The following is a 14,643-nucleotide window of genomic DNA, read 5'->3' as shown; positions in this document are numbered from 1 at the left end:
GCAGTTTCCCCGAAACTGCAGCCGGTCCGCGGCCCCGACGCGCCTCCGGCTTTGCAGCTCGCGGCTTCCCAGCTCACTGGGCTTGCGATGTTAAGAAGGGCACCTTCTTTTACGCGGAGCGTTAAGAAGGTGCCCTTCCTTTGTTCTGGACGCGGGGTTAGTCGGCGAGGCGGTCCGGGGCGACGGTGATGATGGAGAAGAAGGCGCCCTGGGGGTCGGCGAGAACGGCGAAGCGGCCGGGCGGGATGTCGGTGGGCGGGATGGAGACGGTGCCGCCCAGGTCCTGGGCATGGGCTGCGGCGGCGTCGCAGTCGGCGACGTGGAAGTACACCATCCAGTGCGGGGGCAGGTCCTCCGGCCACTCGTCGCCCTCCATCGGCATCATGCCGCCGATGCGGGCGCCGTCGAGCTGGAACTCGGTGTAGATGACCGGCCCGAGCGGCATGTCCTGCGGCTTCCAGCCGAAGACGCTGCCGTAGAAGATCTTCGAACCCTCCGGGTCGCGGGTGGTGAGCTCGTTCCAGGCCAGCGTGCCGGGCCTGCGGAAGATCTCGCCGCCGCCGTGGGTGCCTGGCTGCCAGACCGCGAACATCGCGCCGGCCTGGTCCAGGAAGACCGCCATCTTGCCGTATCCGAGCACGTCGAACGGCTCCAGCAGGACGCTGCCACCGAACTCGACGACCTTGGCGGCGGTGGCCGCCGCGTCGGAGGTCTCGACGTACGTCGTCCACATCGGTGGCTGGCTGTCGCCCTGGATGGGGCCCGCGCCGGCGACCTGCTTGCCGTCGATCAGGTAGGTCGTATAGCCGCCTGCCTCGGGTTCCGGGGTGACCTCGGCGTCCCAGCCGAACAGCTGGGTGTAGAACTCGGTCGCGCTCTTCAGGTCGGTGGTGCTCAGGTCGACCCAGGTGGGAACGCCGGGTGCGTTGGCCATGCCGATACCCCTCCGCATCGTAGGGCGGACCGGTTTGTCCGCTTCATCCGATGGTGGCAGAAGACCGGTGCGGAACCGCGCGAATCGCACATCGTCGACGTGTCGATTGTGTGGGCGGGTTACATGGCTGTTGCTCCCTGATGAGTCATACGTTTCCCGGGCATTCGCAGTGACCCTGGTCACGTAGCACGAAGCATCACAAGGAGCAGCAGATGAGCTCAGATCACCCGGCTTTACGTGCGCGCGGGCTGACCAAGGAGTTCCGCGGTTTCCGCGCCGTCGACGGCGTCGACCTCGCCGTGGCGGCGGGCAGCGTGCACGCGCTGGTCGGGCCCAACGGGGCCGGCAAGACCACACTGTTCAACCTGCTCACCGGCTTTCTGCCGCCGACCGCGGGACGGATCGAGGTGGCGGGCGTGGACGTCACCGGCCTGGCCCCGGAGGGTTTCGCCCGCCGCGGGGTGGCCCGCTCCTTCCAGATCACCAGCCTATTTGGGCAGCTCACAGCGTTGGAGCACGTCGAACTGGCGCTGCAGAGCGGATCTTCGCTGGGCTGGAAGTTCTGGCGGTCGGCGAAGCTGATGCGCCGCTACACCCCGCGGGCCATGGAGCTGCTGGACATGGTCGGGCTGGCCGACCTGGCGGGCACCACGGCCGACGCGCTCGCGTACGGCCGCAAGCGGGCTCTGGAACTCGCGCTGGCCCTGGCCCTGGAGCCGTCGGTGCTGCTGCTGGACGAGCCGACGGCCGGCATGGGCCTGGAGGACGTGGACCGCACGGTCGCCCTGATCGCCGCGATCCGCACCGGACGGACCGTGGTCATGGTGGAGCACAACATGTCCGTGGTCGGCGCGCTGGCCGACCGGGTCACCGTGCTGCAGTCCGGCCGGGTGCTGGTGGAGGGCCCGTACGACGAGGTGCGCGCGGACGACCGCGTGATCACCGCCTACCTGGGTGAGGGAGCCGTCCGTGCTGCGCGTCGATGAACTGTCCGCCTGGTACGGCGAGGCGCAGGTGCTGCGCGGGGTCAGCCTGGAGATCGCCGCGGGCGAGGTGGTGACCCTGTGCGGGCGCAACGGCGCCGGCAAGACCACGCTGCTGCGCTGCGTGATGGGCCTGCACCAGGGCCAGCGGGGCGCCGTCGAGCTGGACGGCCGCTCGCTGGCCGGGCAGCCGGCACACCGGCGCGCGCGGGCGGGCCTGGGCTGGGTGCCCGACGACCGCGGCTGCTACGCCACGCTGACCGTCGCCGAGACGCTGTCCCTGCCGCCCGTGGTCGGGCCGTCGCCCTGGTCACTGGAGCAGGTGTACGAAGCCTTCCCACACCTGCACGCCCGCCGCAGCGCGCCGTCGACCACGCTGTCCGGCGGCGAGCAGCAGATGCTCGCGCTGGCCCGGGTGCTGCGCATGGGCGCGCGGCTGCTGCTGTGCGACGAGCCCACCGAAGGCCTGAGCCCGCTGCTGGTCGCGCAGGTCGGCGACATCCTGCGGCAGGCCAAGCAGCACGGGGTGGCCGTGCTGCTGGTCGAGCAGAACCTGCACTTCGCCACCACCGTGGCCGACCGCCATCACCTGCTGGCGGAGGGCCGCGTCGTGGAGTCGCTGGCGAACTCCGAGGTCGCCGCGCGCGAGAAGGACCTGCTGGCCTACCTCGGCATCTGAAAGGCACCACCCACACCCCAGGGAGATGTCATGCGTACCAAAGCGGTTTTTGTGATGTTGTGTTCCACCGCGCTGCTGGCCTCGGCCTGTGGCGGGGGCGGCCCGCAGTCGAGTGCCGCCGGTGGCGGGCTGTCCGACGGCAAGGTCGTGTTCGGCGTGCTCAACGACCAGTCGGGCGCGTACTCGCAGCTGTCCGGCAAGAACTCGATCAAGGCTGTTGAGCTGGCCATCGCCGACTACAAGGAGAAGTACGGCGACAAGGCGGTGGTCAAGGAGTTCGGCGTGGAGACCGCCGACCACCAGAACAAGCCCGACGTGGCCAACGCCAAGGCCGCCGAGCTGTACGACCGCAAGGCGGTCGACGTGATCCTCGACGTGCCCACCTCGTCGGCGGCGCTGAAGGTCGCCGACGTGGCCAAGGAGAAGAAGAAGCTCTACTTCAACATCTCCGCCGCGACCACCGACCTGACCGGCAAGTCCTGCAACAAGTACACGTTCCACTACGCCTACGACACGTACATGCTGGCCAACGGCACCGGCCGCAACACCACGGAGGAAGGCAAGAAGAACTGGTACATCGTGTACCCGGACTACGCGTTCGGCCAGGACATGGAGAAGAGCTTCTCCGCGGCGGTCGAAGCGGCGGGCGGCAAGATCGTGGGCCGGGACGCGGCGCCGTTCCCGAACACCAGCGGTGACTTCTCGACGTACCTGCTCAAGGCCCCGACGCTGACCCCGAAGCCGGACGTGCTGGGCACCATGCAGGCCGGGGCTGAGCTGGTCGCCCTGGTCAAGCAGTACAACGAGTTCAAGCTGCGGGACAAGGGCGTGGGCCTGGCGGTCGGCCTGATGTTCCTCACCGACATCCACTCGCTGACCCCGGCCGCGCTGGCCGGCACCACCTACACCGACGCCTGGTACTGGAACTACGACCTCACCAACCGCACCTTCGCCGACCGCTTCAAGGCCGCCGCCGGGGTCCGCCCCACCTTCGCCCACGCCGCCAACTACTCCGCGGCCCTGCAGTACCTGGAGGCCGTGCAGGCCACCGGCACCGACGGCGCCGACGCCGTGGTCAAGCAGATGGAGGGCAAGACCGTCAACGACGTCTTCCTGCGCAACGGCAAGATCCGCGCCGAGGACCACCGCGTCGTGCACGACGCCTACCTGGCCCAGGTCAAGACCCCCGCCGAGGTCACCGAGGAGTGGGACTACGTGAAGATCCTGCGCACCATCCCCGCCGCCGACGCCTTCCGCACCCCCAGCCCCGACTGCAAACTCTCCTGACCTCGTGAAAGGAAGGGCGCCTTCACATCGCCATGCGTTGTGGAAGGTGCCCTTCCCAACCCGGAAGGCCCGCGACTGATGGTCAACTTCCTGCAACACACGTTCAACGGCCTGGTCGGCGGTGCATTCCTGGCGCTGCTGGCCCTCGGCCTCGCGGTCATCTTCGGCATGCTCCGCGTCGTCAACTTCGCCCACGGCGCGATCTACATGCTCGGCGCGTTCGGGGCGTACGTCCTGCTCACCGAGGCCGGTCTGTCGTTCTGGTGGGCGCTGATCGTGCTGCCGCTCGCGCTGGCCCTGTTCGGCATGGCCCTCGAACGGCTGCTGGTCGCCCGGCTGGCCCGCCTCGACCCGCTCTACAACTTCCTGCTCACCTTCGGCCTGACGCTGATCCTCCAGGACGCCGTGAAGTCCCGCTACGGCGTGCAGTCCAGCCCGTACGACGCCCCGGCGATCCTGTCCGGCACCCTCGACCTCGGCGCGTTCGACTTCCCGGCGTACCGCGTGTTCGTGCTGGTCATCGCGATCGCCGTGTGCGTCGGGGTGTGGTGGCTGCTCAGCCGGACCCGGGTCGGCATGGTGGTGCGCGCGGCCACCGAGCGCCCCGAGCTGAGCACAGCCCTCGGCATCGACGTGGGCCGGTGGGTGACGCCGGTGTTCGGCTTCGGCATCGGGCTGGCCGGGCTGGCCGGCGTGCTGGCCGCGCCGATCCGGGCGGTGAACCCGCTGATGGGCGCGGACCTGATCATCGTGGTCTTCGCGGTGGTGGTGATCGGCGGCCTGGGCTCGATCTTCGGCTCGGTGGCCGCCGGGTTCGCCATCGGCCTGGTGCAGGCCTGGGTCCAGGCGCTCGGCGAGGACTGGGCGCTGCTGTCGCAGGTCCTGGTCTTCCTGGTGATGGCCGGCGTGCTGCTGTGGCGCCCGGCCGGCCTGTTCGGACGAGAGGAGGCTCCGGCATGAGCGGGGTGGAGCAGACGACGGCCGCCGCCGGGTCTGTCGCGGTCGAGGATCAGGCCGCGGGGGTACGGGCGCAGGCCCGCGCCACGGCCCCGAGCGGTGACACACCCGCCCCGGTCGGCGGGACGATCGTGCCGCGGTGGCTGCGCTGGACGCTGGCCGGGGCGGCCGCGCTGGTCGCGTTGTGGCTGCCCAACGGGCTCTACCCGACGGTCGCCGTGGACATCGCGTGCTGGGCGCTGTTCGCGGTGGCGGTGGACCTGCTGCTCGGATACACCGGCCTGATGTCCTTCGGGCACGCGGCCTTCTGGGGCACCGCGGCCTACGCCACCGGCCTGGCCGCGATCCACTGGGGCCTGCCGTTCCCGCTCGCGGTGCTGCTCGGCGCGCTGGCCGCGGTGGTGCTGGCGGTGCCGGTCGGCTATCTCGCCGTCAAACGGGTAGGCATCTACTTCGCGATGGTCACCCTCGCGTTCGCGCAGATGGTGTACTACATCGCCAACCAGTGGCGCTCGGTCACCCAGGGCGAGAACGGCCTGCAGCGGGTGCCGCGCGAGCTGTTCGGGCTGGACCTGAGCGACGAGTACTACTTCTACTACGCGGCGCTGCCGATCGTGGCGGGCGGGCTGTTCCTGGTCTGGCGCACGGTGCACTCGCCGTTCGGCCGGGTGCTGGTCGCGATCCGGGACAACCCGGCCCGCGCGCGGGCGCTCGGCTACCCGGTGCACCGGTACAAGCTGGCGGCCTTCCTGCTGTCGGCGTTCACCGCCGGGCTCGGCGGCGGCCTGTTCGCGATCGGCCACCGGTTCGTATCGCTGGACGTGCTGCACTGGACGACCTCGGGCAAGGCAGTGATCATCGTGGTGCTCGGCGGCATCGGCACCCTGTGGGGCCCGGTCGTCGGCGCGGCCGGGGTGACCCGCCTGGAGGACTGGCTCTCCTTCGCCGGCTTCGAACAGATCGGCCTGGTCACCGGCGCCATCTTCGTCCTCACCGTCCTCATCTTCCGCCGCGGCCTCTGGGGCACCCTCACCCACTGGCTCCGCCGCCGCTGACCTCCTCGCCCACCTCGTCCATCGACAACTCTTAAAGACTTGCGCCCTCCGAGCAGCTCGGAGGGCGCAAGTCTTTAAGAGATGCGGCATGGGTGTGGGGGTGAGGGTTGTTATTCCGGGGAGTGGGGAGGGTCACTTTCGAGACGGGACGGTTTCGTATTTGTGGGGGCGGGCGTAGCGTCACTTCCGATACGGAACGGAACCGTATCGGAATCCTGGGGGATGGAACACACGTGGACTCTGCTGCCAACACCGGGCACCCGAGGCGCTGGGCGATTCTCGGCGTGCTGGTGATCAGCCTGCTCGTGGTCGTGCTCGACAACACCGTGCTCAACGTGGCGATGCGTACGCTCGCCGACCCCGTCCACGGCCTGGGCGCGACCCAGAGCCAGCTGGAATGGGCGATCAACTCGTACACCCTGGTCTTCGCCGGGCTGCTGTTCAGCTTCGGCGTGCTCGGCGACCGCTGGGGGCGCAAGCGCTTCCTGCTCATCGGTCTGGTGCTGTTCGGCATCGCGTCGGTGCTGTCGGCGTACGCGCAGGACCCCGGCCAGCTCATCGCGGCCCGTGCCTTCATGGGCGTCGGCGGCGCGGCGATCATGCCGGTGACGCTCTCGATCATCTCCAACGTCTTCGACCCGCGGGAGCGCGGCAAGGCGATCGGCATCTGGGCCGGCTCGGTCGGCCTGGCGGTCGCGATCGGCCCGCTGCTCGGCGGCTTCCTGCTGGAGCACTTCTGGTGGGGCTCGGTCTTCATGATCAACGTGCCGATCATCCTGTTCGGCCTGGTCGCGGTTGCGATCCTGGTGCCCGAGTCGCGTGACCCGCAGCCGGGCCGCATCGACCTGGTCGGCGTGGTGCTGTCCGTGGTCGGCCTGGTGGCGCTGGTGTACGGCATCGTCGACGGCGGCGAGCACGGCTTCGGCCGGCCCGAGGTCTGGGCCTCGCTGATCGGCGGGGCTGCGGTGCTGGCGGCGTTCGTCTGGTGGGAGTCGCGCACCACGCACCCCTCGCTGGACGTGAAGCTGTTCCGCGACGCCCGCTTCTCGGCCTCGGTGGCCAGCATCGGCCTGCTGTTCTTCGCCTCGATGGGCTCGTTCTTCTTCGTCGGCTTCTACCTGCAGCTGGTGCGGGACTACTCGCCGATGCAGAGCGGGGCGCTGCTGGTGCCGTTCGCGGTCGGGCAGATGGTGTTCGCGCCGCTGAGCACGAACCTGGTCAAGCGGTTCGGCGTGCGCACCGTGGCGGCGACCGGCATCCTGGTGGCCGGGGTCACCTTCGCGGTGCTGGCCACCCTGCAGGTGGACACCCCGATCTGGATCGTGGTGGTGAACTTCTTCTTCATGGGCGCCGGCATGGCCAACGTGATGCCGCCCGCGACCAACACCATCATGTCGGTGCTGCCGCGGGAGAAGGCCGGCGTCGGCTCGGCCGTGTCCAACACGGTCCGGCAGGTCGCCGTGGCCATGGGCGTGGCCGTGCTCGGCTCGGTCGTGGCCGGGGTGTACCGGGGCGAGATCGAGACCGCTACGGCCGCACTGCCCGAGCCGGTGCGCGACGTCGCCAACGAGTCCATCGCCGGGGCGTACGGCGTGGCCGGCAACCTCGGCCCGGCGGGCGCACCGCTGGTGAACGCGGCCAACGACGCCTTCGTGCACGCCATGCACTGGGCGGCGCTCGGCTCCACGTTGGTGGCGCTGATCGCGGTCGCGGTAGTGCTGCGCTGGATGCCCAAGAAGCTGGCCGGCCCCGGCGCGCCGGGCGGACCCGCGGCCCCGGCCGAGGTCCCGGTGAACCGGTCGGTTCCCGCTGGTGATGAGGGTGACGTGCAGCGCCCGTCCCGGTTGTCCACGGTCGGGTAAGGTTCCGTTCACCATGACTGAGCTCGCTGAACTGCCGGCGACGCCGGGAACTGCGCGGACGCAGGGTCGTCCGCGCAGTTCCCGTGCGCATGAGGCGATCCTGGAGGCGGTCCTCGACCTGCTCGAGGAGGGCATCACCGTCGAGGCGCTCAGCATGGAGGCGATCGCGGCCCGCGCGGGCGTGGGCAAGGCGACCATCTACCGGCGCTGGGCGGGCAAGGACGAGCTGCTGCTGGAGACGCTGATCAAGCTCAAGGGCCCGCCGACGCAGCCGCTGGGCGACTCGGTGCGCGCCGACCTGATCCGCCTGATCAGCGTGGTGGGCCACAAGGACGAGCGCGCGGTCCGGGTGATGCCCTGCCTGATGCCGGAGGTGTCACGCAGCCCGGAGGCGTACCGGATCTGGCAGGAGGCGATCACCGAGCCGCGCCGCGAAGTGATGCGCGACGTGCTGCGCCGCGGGGTGGCCAGCGGTGAGCTGCGGGCCGACCTGGACCTCGAGGTCACCGTGTCGATGCTGATCAGCCCGTTGCTGCTGCACCGCATGACGCGCTGGAACCCCCGCCTCGACGAGGTCGACGACCTGCCCGCGCAGATCGTGGACGTGGTCCTGCGAGGCGTCGCCGCCTGAGGGCCCCGCCCGGTGGCGCCTCAGACGGCGACGCGCTCTCTCCCTCGGTGAGGAAGGGCACCCTCCACAACACATGGCGATGTAAAGGTGCCCTTCCTCACCGCGAGGCGGTTGCGGCGCGGCGGCGTCCCCTCCAGCGGCGTTGCGGCACCCTGATCCGCAACGACGCCGACCCCCGCTCGCCGTGCCGCGCCGCCGTCATGCCGGCGCGTGCGCCGTGAGGAACGCGGCCAGCTTCGTCCGCACGGTGTCCGTCGCGGGCGGCCCGCCGAGGCTCAGCAGGAACACCCCGTGCCAGTCGGTCGGCACGATCAACAGCTCCTTGGCGGTCGTCTTCGGGGTCAACCCGTGCAGCTCGCGGGCGCTGTCGGCGAAGCTGCTCTCGAACTCGCCCGCGGCATAGAACACCGGCATGGTCAGCTTCGGCGCGGCCTGCGAGGCGTCCGCGCCGAACAGCACGGGCGCGGACAGCGCCACCACGGCCACCGGCGCGGGAGTCACCGTCGGCGCGGCGGCGAGCACGGCGGTGCCGCCCATCGACGCGCCGATCAGCACGATGCTCGTCGCGCCGTCCGCGCGCAGGGTGGCCGCGGCCGCCGCGACCTGCTGCGGATTGTCCAGCTCGCCGGAGGTGGAGACGCCGAAGCCGCCGAAGTCGAACGCGAGCACCCGGTAACCCTTGCCGGCCAGCTCGAACGCGTACGGGACCCACTGGCAGACATCGCCGCCGTTCTGGTGGGCCAGCACGACCCCCGTCGTTCCGCTGCCGAGAATCACCCCGCCCAGGTCGGCCCCGTGGTCGCCGAACCTGGTCTGCCGCGTGCCGGCCGGCAGGTCGCAGTTCGCCCCGGCATTGAGTCCGGCCGGGCTGGGGGCGGGCGGGCTCGGGGCGGGCACCGGGTCGCCGCCCGAGCACCCGGCCAGGGCGACGGCAGCGGCGGCGGCGAGCAGTGCCAGTCTTCGCATCGATTCTCCTCAGTGGACGGACGAGGCCTGTCGTCTGTCACTACCGCCGAGGAGCGGACCCGGGTGGGGTCAGCCGGAGAATTGTTCGGCGTTGCCGCCCAGCCGGTGCAGGCGCAGCGCCAGCTGCACCTCCAGCGCGCGGTCGGGGCGCTGCCAGTCCGCGCCGAGCAGTTGCGCGACCCGGTCCAGCCGCTGGGTGACCGTGTTGACGTGCACGTGCAGCTGCTCGGCGGCGCGGGCCAGGCTGCCGCCGGTGCCGAAGTAGCACTCCAGCGTCTTGACCAGCGCGGTGCCGCGGCGGATGTCGTAGTCCACGACGGAGCCGATGGTGTCGTGCAGGAACCGGGTCACGTCCGGGTCGCCGCCCTCGCGGACCGCGCCCAGCAGCAGCCCGACGAAACCCAGCTCGGCCGTCGAGGCCCCGTCGCCGGTGCGGCCCAGCGCGGTCAGGGCCGTGGCGCAGTGGTCGGCCTCCTTGAACGCCGCCGCCAGCCCGGCCGGCTCGGCGGCGGGCCCGGCCGCGCCAGCGGTCACCGGGCGGCCCAGCACCCGGCCCAGTTCCCGGGCCACCGAGCGGGCCAGCGCGCCCGCGTCGGTGCCGGGCACCATCAGCACCACCCGGCCGTCGCGGGTGGCGGCCAGCCCGGCATGGGTACCGGCGAAGGTGTGCGCCCACGACACCGCCCGCTGCCGGGCCGGCCCCGAGGTCGCCGCCGCGTCGTCGACGCAGATCAGCACGTGCGGGCGGGACAGGTCCACCTGCAGCCGCCGGGCGCGGGCGCGCAGCGACTCGGGGTCGCGCACCGGCCGGGCGATGAGGTCGTCGAGCAGCTCGCCGCGTACCCGGCCCTCGGCCTCGGCGACGGTGCGCCGGAACAGCAGCAGCAACGCGGTGACCAGCGCGGCGCGCTCCAGGATCTGCTGGTCGGCGTGGCCGGAGTCGTCCTGCGGCCGCCAGACCAGGGCGCCGAGGTTCTCCGCCCCGGCGACCACGGCGGCGAACCACAGCCCGCCCCGGCGTACGGCCCGGCCGTCGGCCCGCGAGGTCGCCAGCGCCTCGGCCACGATCGCGGGGTCCGGCAGGGCCACCGAACCGTCCGGCCCGAGCGCGCCCCCGACCGCCCCGGAGTGCGCGGGGCCGCCCGGCAGGCCGACCGCGGCCAGGGTGCGGCCGTCGGCGTCGAGCACCATCAGCCGGCCGCCGAGCACCTCGGTGACCGCGGCGGCCACCTCCTCGACGCCGCCGCCGCGCAGCACCAGCGCGGTCATCCGGTCGTGGGCCGCGGCGGCGCGCTCCACCGAGGCGCTGTGCGCGGAGATCTTGGCCGACGCGGTGGACAGTTCACTCAGCGCCGTCTGCGTCTCGCCGAGCAGGCGGGCGGTGTCGATGGCGACCGCGGCGTGCGCGGCCAGGGACACCAGCAGCGACACCTCTTCGCGGGCGAACGGGCGCTCGGAGCGGTTGGCCGCGTACAGCACGCCGATGACGCGCGAGCCCAGCCGCAGCGGCACGCCCAGGATGGCCACCAGGCCCTCCTCGCCGACGCCCGCATCGATCTCGCCGGTGTGGTGGAAGCGGCGGTCCTCGGGGTAGTTCGCGGTGGCGTAGGGGGTGCCGGTCTGTGCGACCAGGCCGCCCAGGCCCGCGCCCAGCGGCAGCCGCAGCCGCTGGAACTTCGCCGAGACCGAGCCGTCGGTGACCCGCATGTACACGTCGCCCGCGGCGTCGTCGCTCATGGTCAGGTAGGCGATGTCGGTGCCGAGCAGGTTGCGGGCCCGGTGCACGATCGCGTGCAGCACCGCGTCGAGGTCGCGCAGGCCGGCCAGGTCACCGGCGGTGTCGTACAGGCCGGACAGCTCCGCCTCGCGGCGGCGGCGGCGCTCCAGCAGCGCCCGCACCCGCAGCGCGGCGAGTTTCGCCTCCTCCAGCTCGGCGATCTCGTCCGGGCTCGCGCCCCGCGAGCGCGCCTGCACCAGCGGCCCCTCGAACTCGACCGGGGCCGCCTCGCGTTCGAGCAGTTCGAGGAACCGGATGGTCGCGGAGGGCATGGCTCGCATTCCTACCTCGCCGATCACTGGGCTGTCCAGCCGCCGTCCATGGCGATGGACGTGCCGGTGATGAACGAGGCGGCGTCGGTGCACAGGTACGCGGCCAGCTCGGCGACCTCCGCCGGCTCGATCAGGCGCTTGATCGCCGCCTTGGCCAGCATGATCCGCTCGATGACCTCGGTCTCGTCGATGCCGTGCGTGCGGGCCTGGTCGGCGATCTGCCCCTCGACCAGGGGCGTGCGCACATAGGCGGGGTTGATGCAGTTGGCGGTTACGCCGTAGGGGGCGGCCTCCACGGCGATGACCTTCGACAGGCCTTCGAGGCCGTGCTTGGCCGACACGTACGCCGACTTGAACGCCGACGCGCGCAGCCCGTGCACCGAGGAGATGTTCACGATCCGGCCCCAGCCCTGCGCGTACATGTGCGGCAGCGCCCGGCGGACCAGCCGGAACGGCGCGACCAGCATGACCTGGTGCAGGTAGGTGAAGCGGTCGGGGTCGAAGTCCTGCAGCGGCGCGACGTGCTGCAGACCCGCGTTGTTGACGACCACGTCGACAGCCGGGTCGAGGTCGTCGAGCGCGTCGGCGTCGGCCAGGTCGGCCACCACCGCGGTGCCGCCGATCTCGTCGGCCACCAGCCGCGCCGACGCCGCGTCCCGGTCGACCACGATCACCTTGGCCCCGGCCTGCGCCATCCGGGCCGCGCAGGCCCGGCCGATGCCGCTGCCGGCGCCGGTCACCAGTGCGGTGCGGCCGGTGAGGTCGAGTCGTACCAGTGGCGGCGTCGCGGTCGTCATGGCTCGTCAAACTACGAGCACGGTGGGAGCGGGCACATGGGTCCGGTCCACACAGTGTGCCGGGAGGGGGTGTGGCGGGACGTGGCTCGGCCGCGCTGACGGTGGTGTCCGCTAGGGTGTCGTACACACGTACGGCGAGGCGGACGGAGCAGCGGGTGCAGGTGCGGCAGCGGCGGGTGCTCGGTGTCGATCCCGGGCTGACCCGGTGCGGGGTGGGTGTGGTGGAAGGCGTTCCGGGCCGGCCCTGCACGATGGTGGACTACACCGTCATCGGCTCCGATCCCGACGCCGACCTGGCCGACCGGCTGCTGCACCTCGACCGCGAGCTGGCCCTGCTGATCGCGAAGCACCAGCCGGAGAGCGTCGCCGTGGAGCGGGTGTTCAGCCAGCACAACGTGCGCACGGTGATGGGCACGGCCCAGGCGGCCGCGGTCGCGGTGCTGGCGGCCGCGCGCGCCGGGCTGCCGGTGCGCACCTACACTCCCAGCGAGGTCAAGGCCGCCGTGACCGGCTCCGGTCAGGCCGACAAGAAGCAGGTCACCACGATGGTCACCCGGTTGCTGCGGCTGGACGCGCCGCCCCGCCCGGCGGACGCCGCCGACGCGCTGGCGCTGGCGATCTGCCACATCTGGCGCGGTGGCACGCGCGACCGGCTGAGCGAGGCCATCCGTACCGCGAAGGGCAGGCAGTGATGATCGCGAGCGTGGCGGGGACCGTCGCCTCCATCGGTGCGGACGCGGCCGTGGTCGAGGTCGGCGGCGTCGGCATGAAGCTGTACTGCGCGCCGGGCACGCTGTCCACGCTGCGGGTGGGCCAGCAGGCCCGGCTGTCGGCGACGCTGATCGTGCGTGAGGACTCGCTGACCTTGTTCGGCTTCGCCGACGACGACGAGAAGCAGCTGTTCGAGCTGCTGCTGACGGCCAGCGGGGTGGGCCCGAAGCTGGCCCAGGCCGCGCTGTCGGTGCACACCCCGGACGTGCTGCGGGCCGCCCTCGCGCACGGGGACACCTCGACGCTGACCCAGGTGCCCGGCATCGGCAAGAAGGGCGCCGAGCGGATGGTCCTGGAGCTGCGCGACAAGATCGGCCCGGTGTCCGCGGTGCCGGCCCAGGGCGGCCGCGCACAGGCGTGGACCGAGCAGGTGCGCCAGGGACTGGTCGGGCTCGGCTGGAGCCAGGCCCAGGCCGACCAGGCGGTCACCGCGGTGGCCGAGACGATCGACGGCCCGACCCCGCCCGTGCCCGTGCTGCTCAAGCAGGCGATCCGGCTGCTGGGTAAGACGCGATGAGCGAGCACCGCGAGCGAATCCGGAAACTTTCCGCTCATCGTGACGACGAGCGCAGCGAGGAGAAGCGATGACCGATTCACTGGTCAGCCCGCTGGCCTCGCCGGAGGAGCAGGACGCCGAGGCGTCGGTGCGCCCGAAGCGGCTGTCGGAGTTTGTCGCCCAGGAGCGGGTGCGCGAGCAGCTGGAGGTGCTGCTGCACAGCGCGCTGCGGCGCGGCTCGCCGCCCGACCACATCCTGTTCTCCGGCTCGCCGGGGCTGGGCAAGACCACCCTGGCGATGATCGTCGCCGCCGAGCTGGGCGGGGCGCTGCGGATGACCTCGGGCCCGGCCATCGAGCGCTCCGGCGACCTGGCCGCGGTGCTGACCAGCCTGCAGCAGGGCGACGTGCTGTTCATCGACGAGATCCACCGCATCGCCAAGCCCGCCGAGGAGCTGCTCTACAGCGCGATGGAGGATTTCCGGGTCGACGTGATGGTCGGCAAGGGCCCCGGCGCGACCGCGATCCCGCTGGACGTGGAGCCGTTCACGCTGGTCGGCGCGACGACGCGGGCCGGTCTGCTGACCGGCCCGATGCGCGACCGCTTCGGTTTCGTCGGGCACCTGGAGTTCTACAGCGCGCCGGAGCTGGCCGCACTGCTGCAGCGCTCGGCGCGCATCCTCGGGGTGGCGGCGACGCAGGAGGGCATCGCGGAGATCGCCGGGCGGTCCCGGGGCACACCGCGTATCGCCAACCGCCTGCTGCGCCGCGTGCGCGACTACGCGGAGCTGCGGTCGGACGGGGTGGTCAACGTGTCCTCGGCCCGCGCCGCGCTGAAGGTGTACGACGTCGACGACATGGGCCTCGACCGCCTCGACAAGGCGGTGCTGAGGTCGCTGGTGGAGCTGTTCGGCGGGGGACCGGTGGGGCTGTCCACGCTGGCGGTGGCGGTGGGGGAGCAGCCGGACACCGTCGAGGAGGTCGTCGAGCCGTTCCTGGTGCGGGCGGGCCTGCTGGCGCGTACGCCCCGGGGCCGGGTGGCGACCGCCGCCGCGTGGCGTCACCTCGGCAAAAAACCACCAAATGGTACTTTTGGTGTCGGTGCCACCACGGCACCCGACTTGTTCACCGTCGACGGCCAGCCGGACACGTAAGCGGACCTCGCGTTCGTGATCTT

Annotated in this window: 14 protein-coding genes; 10 read left to right on the top strand and 4 right to left on the bottom strand. The window is 71.7% G+C overall.

What is annotated here, in order from left to right; genetic code table 11:
- Positions 1 to 157: 157 nt before the first annotated feature.
- Positions 158 to 934 carry a VOC family protein gene (locus tag F6W97_RS12450; RefSeq protein ID WP_155370426.1) on the bottom strand — a complete coding sequence of 259 codons (777 nt, stop codon included), beginning with the start codon at positions 932 to 934 and terminating at the stop codon, positions 158 to 160.
- A gap of 212 nt (positions 935 to 1,146) precedes the next feature.
- Between F6W97_RS12450 and F6W97_RS12445 the strand changes: the two genes are divergently transcribed.
- The 7 genes from F6W97_RS12445 (at position 1,147) to F6W97_RS12415 (ending at position 8,388) form a co-directional block, all read left to right on the top strand.
- Positions 1,147 to 1,920: an ABC transporter ATP-binding protein gene (locus F6W97_RS12445; protein WP_155370425.1), complete on the top strand. Its 774-nt coding sequence runs from the start codon at positions 1,147 to 1,149 to the stop codon at positions 1,918 to 1,920.
- Positions 1,904 to 2,596, top strand: coding sequence for an ABC transporter ATP-binding protein (locus tag F6W97_RS12440; RefSeq protein WP_155370424.1), 693 nt, complete (start codon positions 1,904 to 1,906; stop codon positions 2,594 to 2,596). Before F6W97_RS12445 ends, F6W97_RS12440 begins: the two co-directional genes overlap by 17 nt.
- A gap of 30 nt (positions 2,597 to 2,626) precedes the next feature.
- Positions 2,627 to 3,883 (top strand): ABC transporter substrate-binding protein, encoded by a 1,257-nt coding sequence (locus F6W97_RS12435; protein ID WP_155370423.1) that lies wholly within the window; start codon positions 2,627 to 2,629, stop codon positions 3,881 to 3,883.
- A 78-nt stretch (positions 3,884 to 3,961) separates the two neighbouring features.
- A complete protein-coding gene (locus F6W97_RS12430; protein ID WP_155370422.1) occupies positions 3,962 to 4,843 on the top strand; it encodes a branched-chain amino acid ABC transporter permease in 882 nt (293 codons plus the stop codon).
- Positions 4,840 to 5,895, top strand: coding sequence for a branched-chain amino acid ABC transporter permease (locus tag F6W97_RS12425; protein ID WP_155370421.1), 1,056 nt, complete (start codon positions 4,840 to 4,842; stop codon positions 5,893 to 5,895). The genes F6W97_RS12430 and F6W97_RS12425 overlap by 4 nt, the downstream gene beginning before the upstream one ends.
- A 233-nt stretch (positions 5,896 to 6,128) precedes the next feature.
- Complete coding sequence (locus F6W97_RS12420) at positions 6,129 to 7,757, top strand: MFS transporter (RefSeq protein ID WP_155370420.1); 1,629 nt, start codon at positions 6,129 to 6,131, stop codon at positions 7,755 to 7,757.
- Positions 7,758 to 7,770: 13 nt separating this feature from the next.
- Positions 7,771 to 8,388, top strand: coding sequence for a TetR/AcrR family transcriptional regulator (locus F6W97_RS12415; RefSeq protein WP_155370419.1), 618 nt, complete (start codon positions 7,771 to 7,773; stop codon positions 8,386 to 8,388).
- Between the two features lie 198 nt (positions 8,389 to 8,586).
- Here F6W97_RS12415 and F6W97_RS12410 read toward each other — a convergent pair whose 3' ends face one another.
- From F6W97_RS12410 to F6W97_RS12400, 3 genes are all read right to left on the bottom strand, one after another.
- Positions 8,587 to 9,354 carry an alpha/beta hydrolase gene (locus F6W97_RS12410; protein ID WP_155370418.1) on the bottom strand — a complete coding sequence of 256 codons (768 nt, stop codon included), beginning with the start codon at positions 9,352 to 9,354 and terminating at the stop codon, positions 8,587 to 8,589.
- Positions 9,355 to 9,423: 69 nt separating this feature from the next.
- A complete protein-coding gene (locus F6W97_RS12405) occupies positions 9,424 to 11,403 on the bottom strand; it encodes a helix-turn-helix domain-containing protein (protein WP_407924570.1) in 1,980 nt (659 codons plus the stop codon).
- A gap of 23 nt (positions 11,404 to 11,426) precedes the next feature.
- Positions 11,427 to 12,200, bottom strand: coding sequence for a 3-hydroxybutyrate dehydrogenase (locus F6W97_RS12400; RefSeq protein WP_155370416.1), 774 nt, complete (start codon positions 12,198 to 12,200; stop codon positions 11,427 to 11,429).
- Positions 12,201 to 12,361: 161 nt separating this feature from the next.
- Between F6W97_RS12400 and ruvC the strand changes: the two genes are divergently transcribed.
- From ruvC to ruvB, 3 genes are all read left to right on the top strand, one after another.
- A complete protein-coding gene (gene ruvC / locus F6W97_RS12395; RefSeq protein ID WP_155370592.1) occupies positions 12,362 to 12,892 on the top strand; it encodes a crossover junction endodeoxyribonuclease RuvC in 531 nt (176 codons plus the stop codon).
- A complete protein-coding gene (gene ruvA / locus F6W97_RS12390) occupies positions 12,892 to 13,488 on the top strand; it encodes a Holliday junction branch migration protein RuvA (protein ID WP_155370415.1) in 597 nt (198 codons plus the stop codon). The genes ruvC and ruvA overlap by 1 nt, the downstream gene beginning before the upstream one ends.
- A 67-nt stretch (positions 13,489 to 13,555) precedes the next feature.
- A complete protein-coding gene (gene ruvB / locus F6W97_RS12385) occupies positions 13,556 to 14,620 on the top strand; it encodes a Holliday junction branch migration DNA helicase RuvB (protein WP_155370414.1) in 1,065 nt (354 codons plus the stop codon).
- The last annotated feature ends 23 nt before the right edge of the window (positions 14,621 to 14,643 follow it).

The sequence above is a fragment of the Catellatospora vulcania genome (assembly GCF_009720385.1).
Lineage (GTDB): Bacteria > Actinomycetota > Actinomycetes > Mycobacteriales > Micromonosporaceae > Catellatospora > Catellatospora vulcania.
Note: the sequence above shows the minus strand (reverse complement) of the source record. Positions and strands in the feature narration are given on the sequence as shown.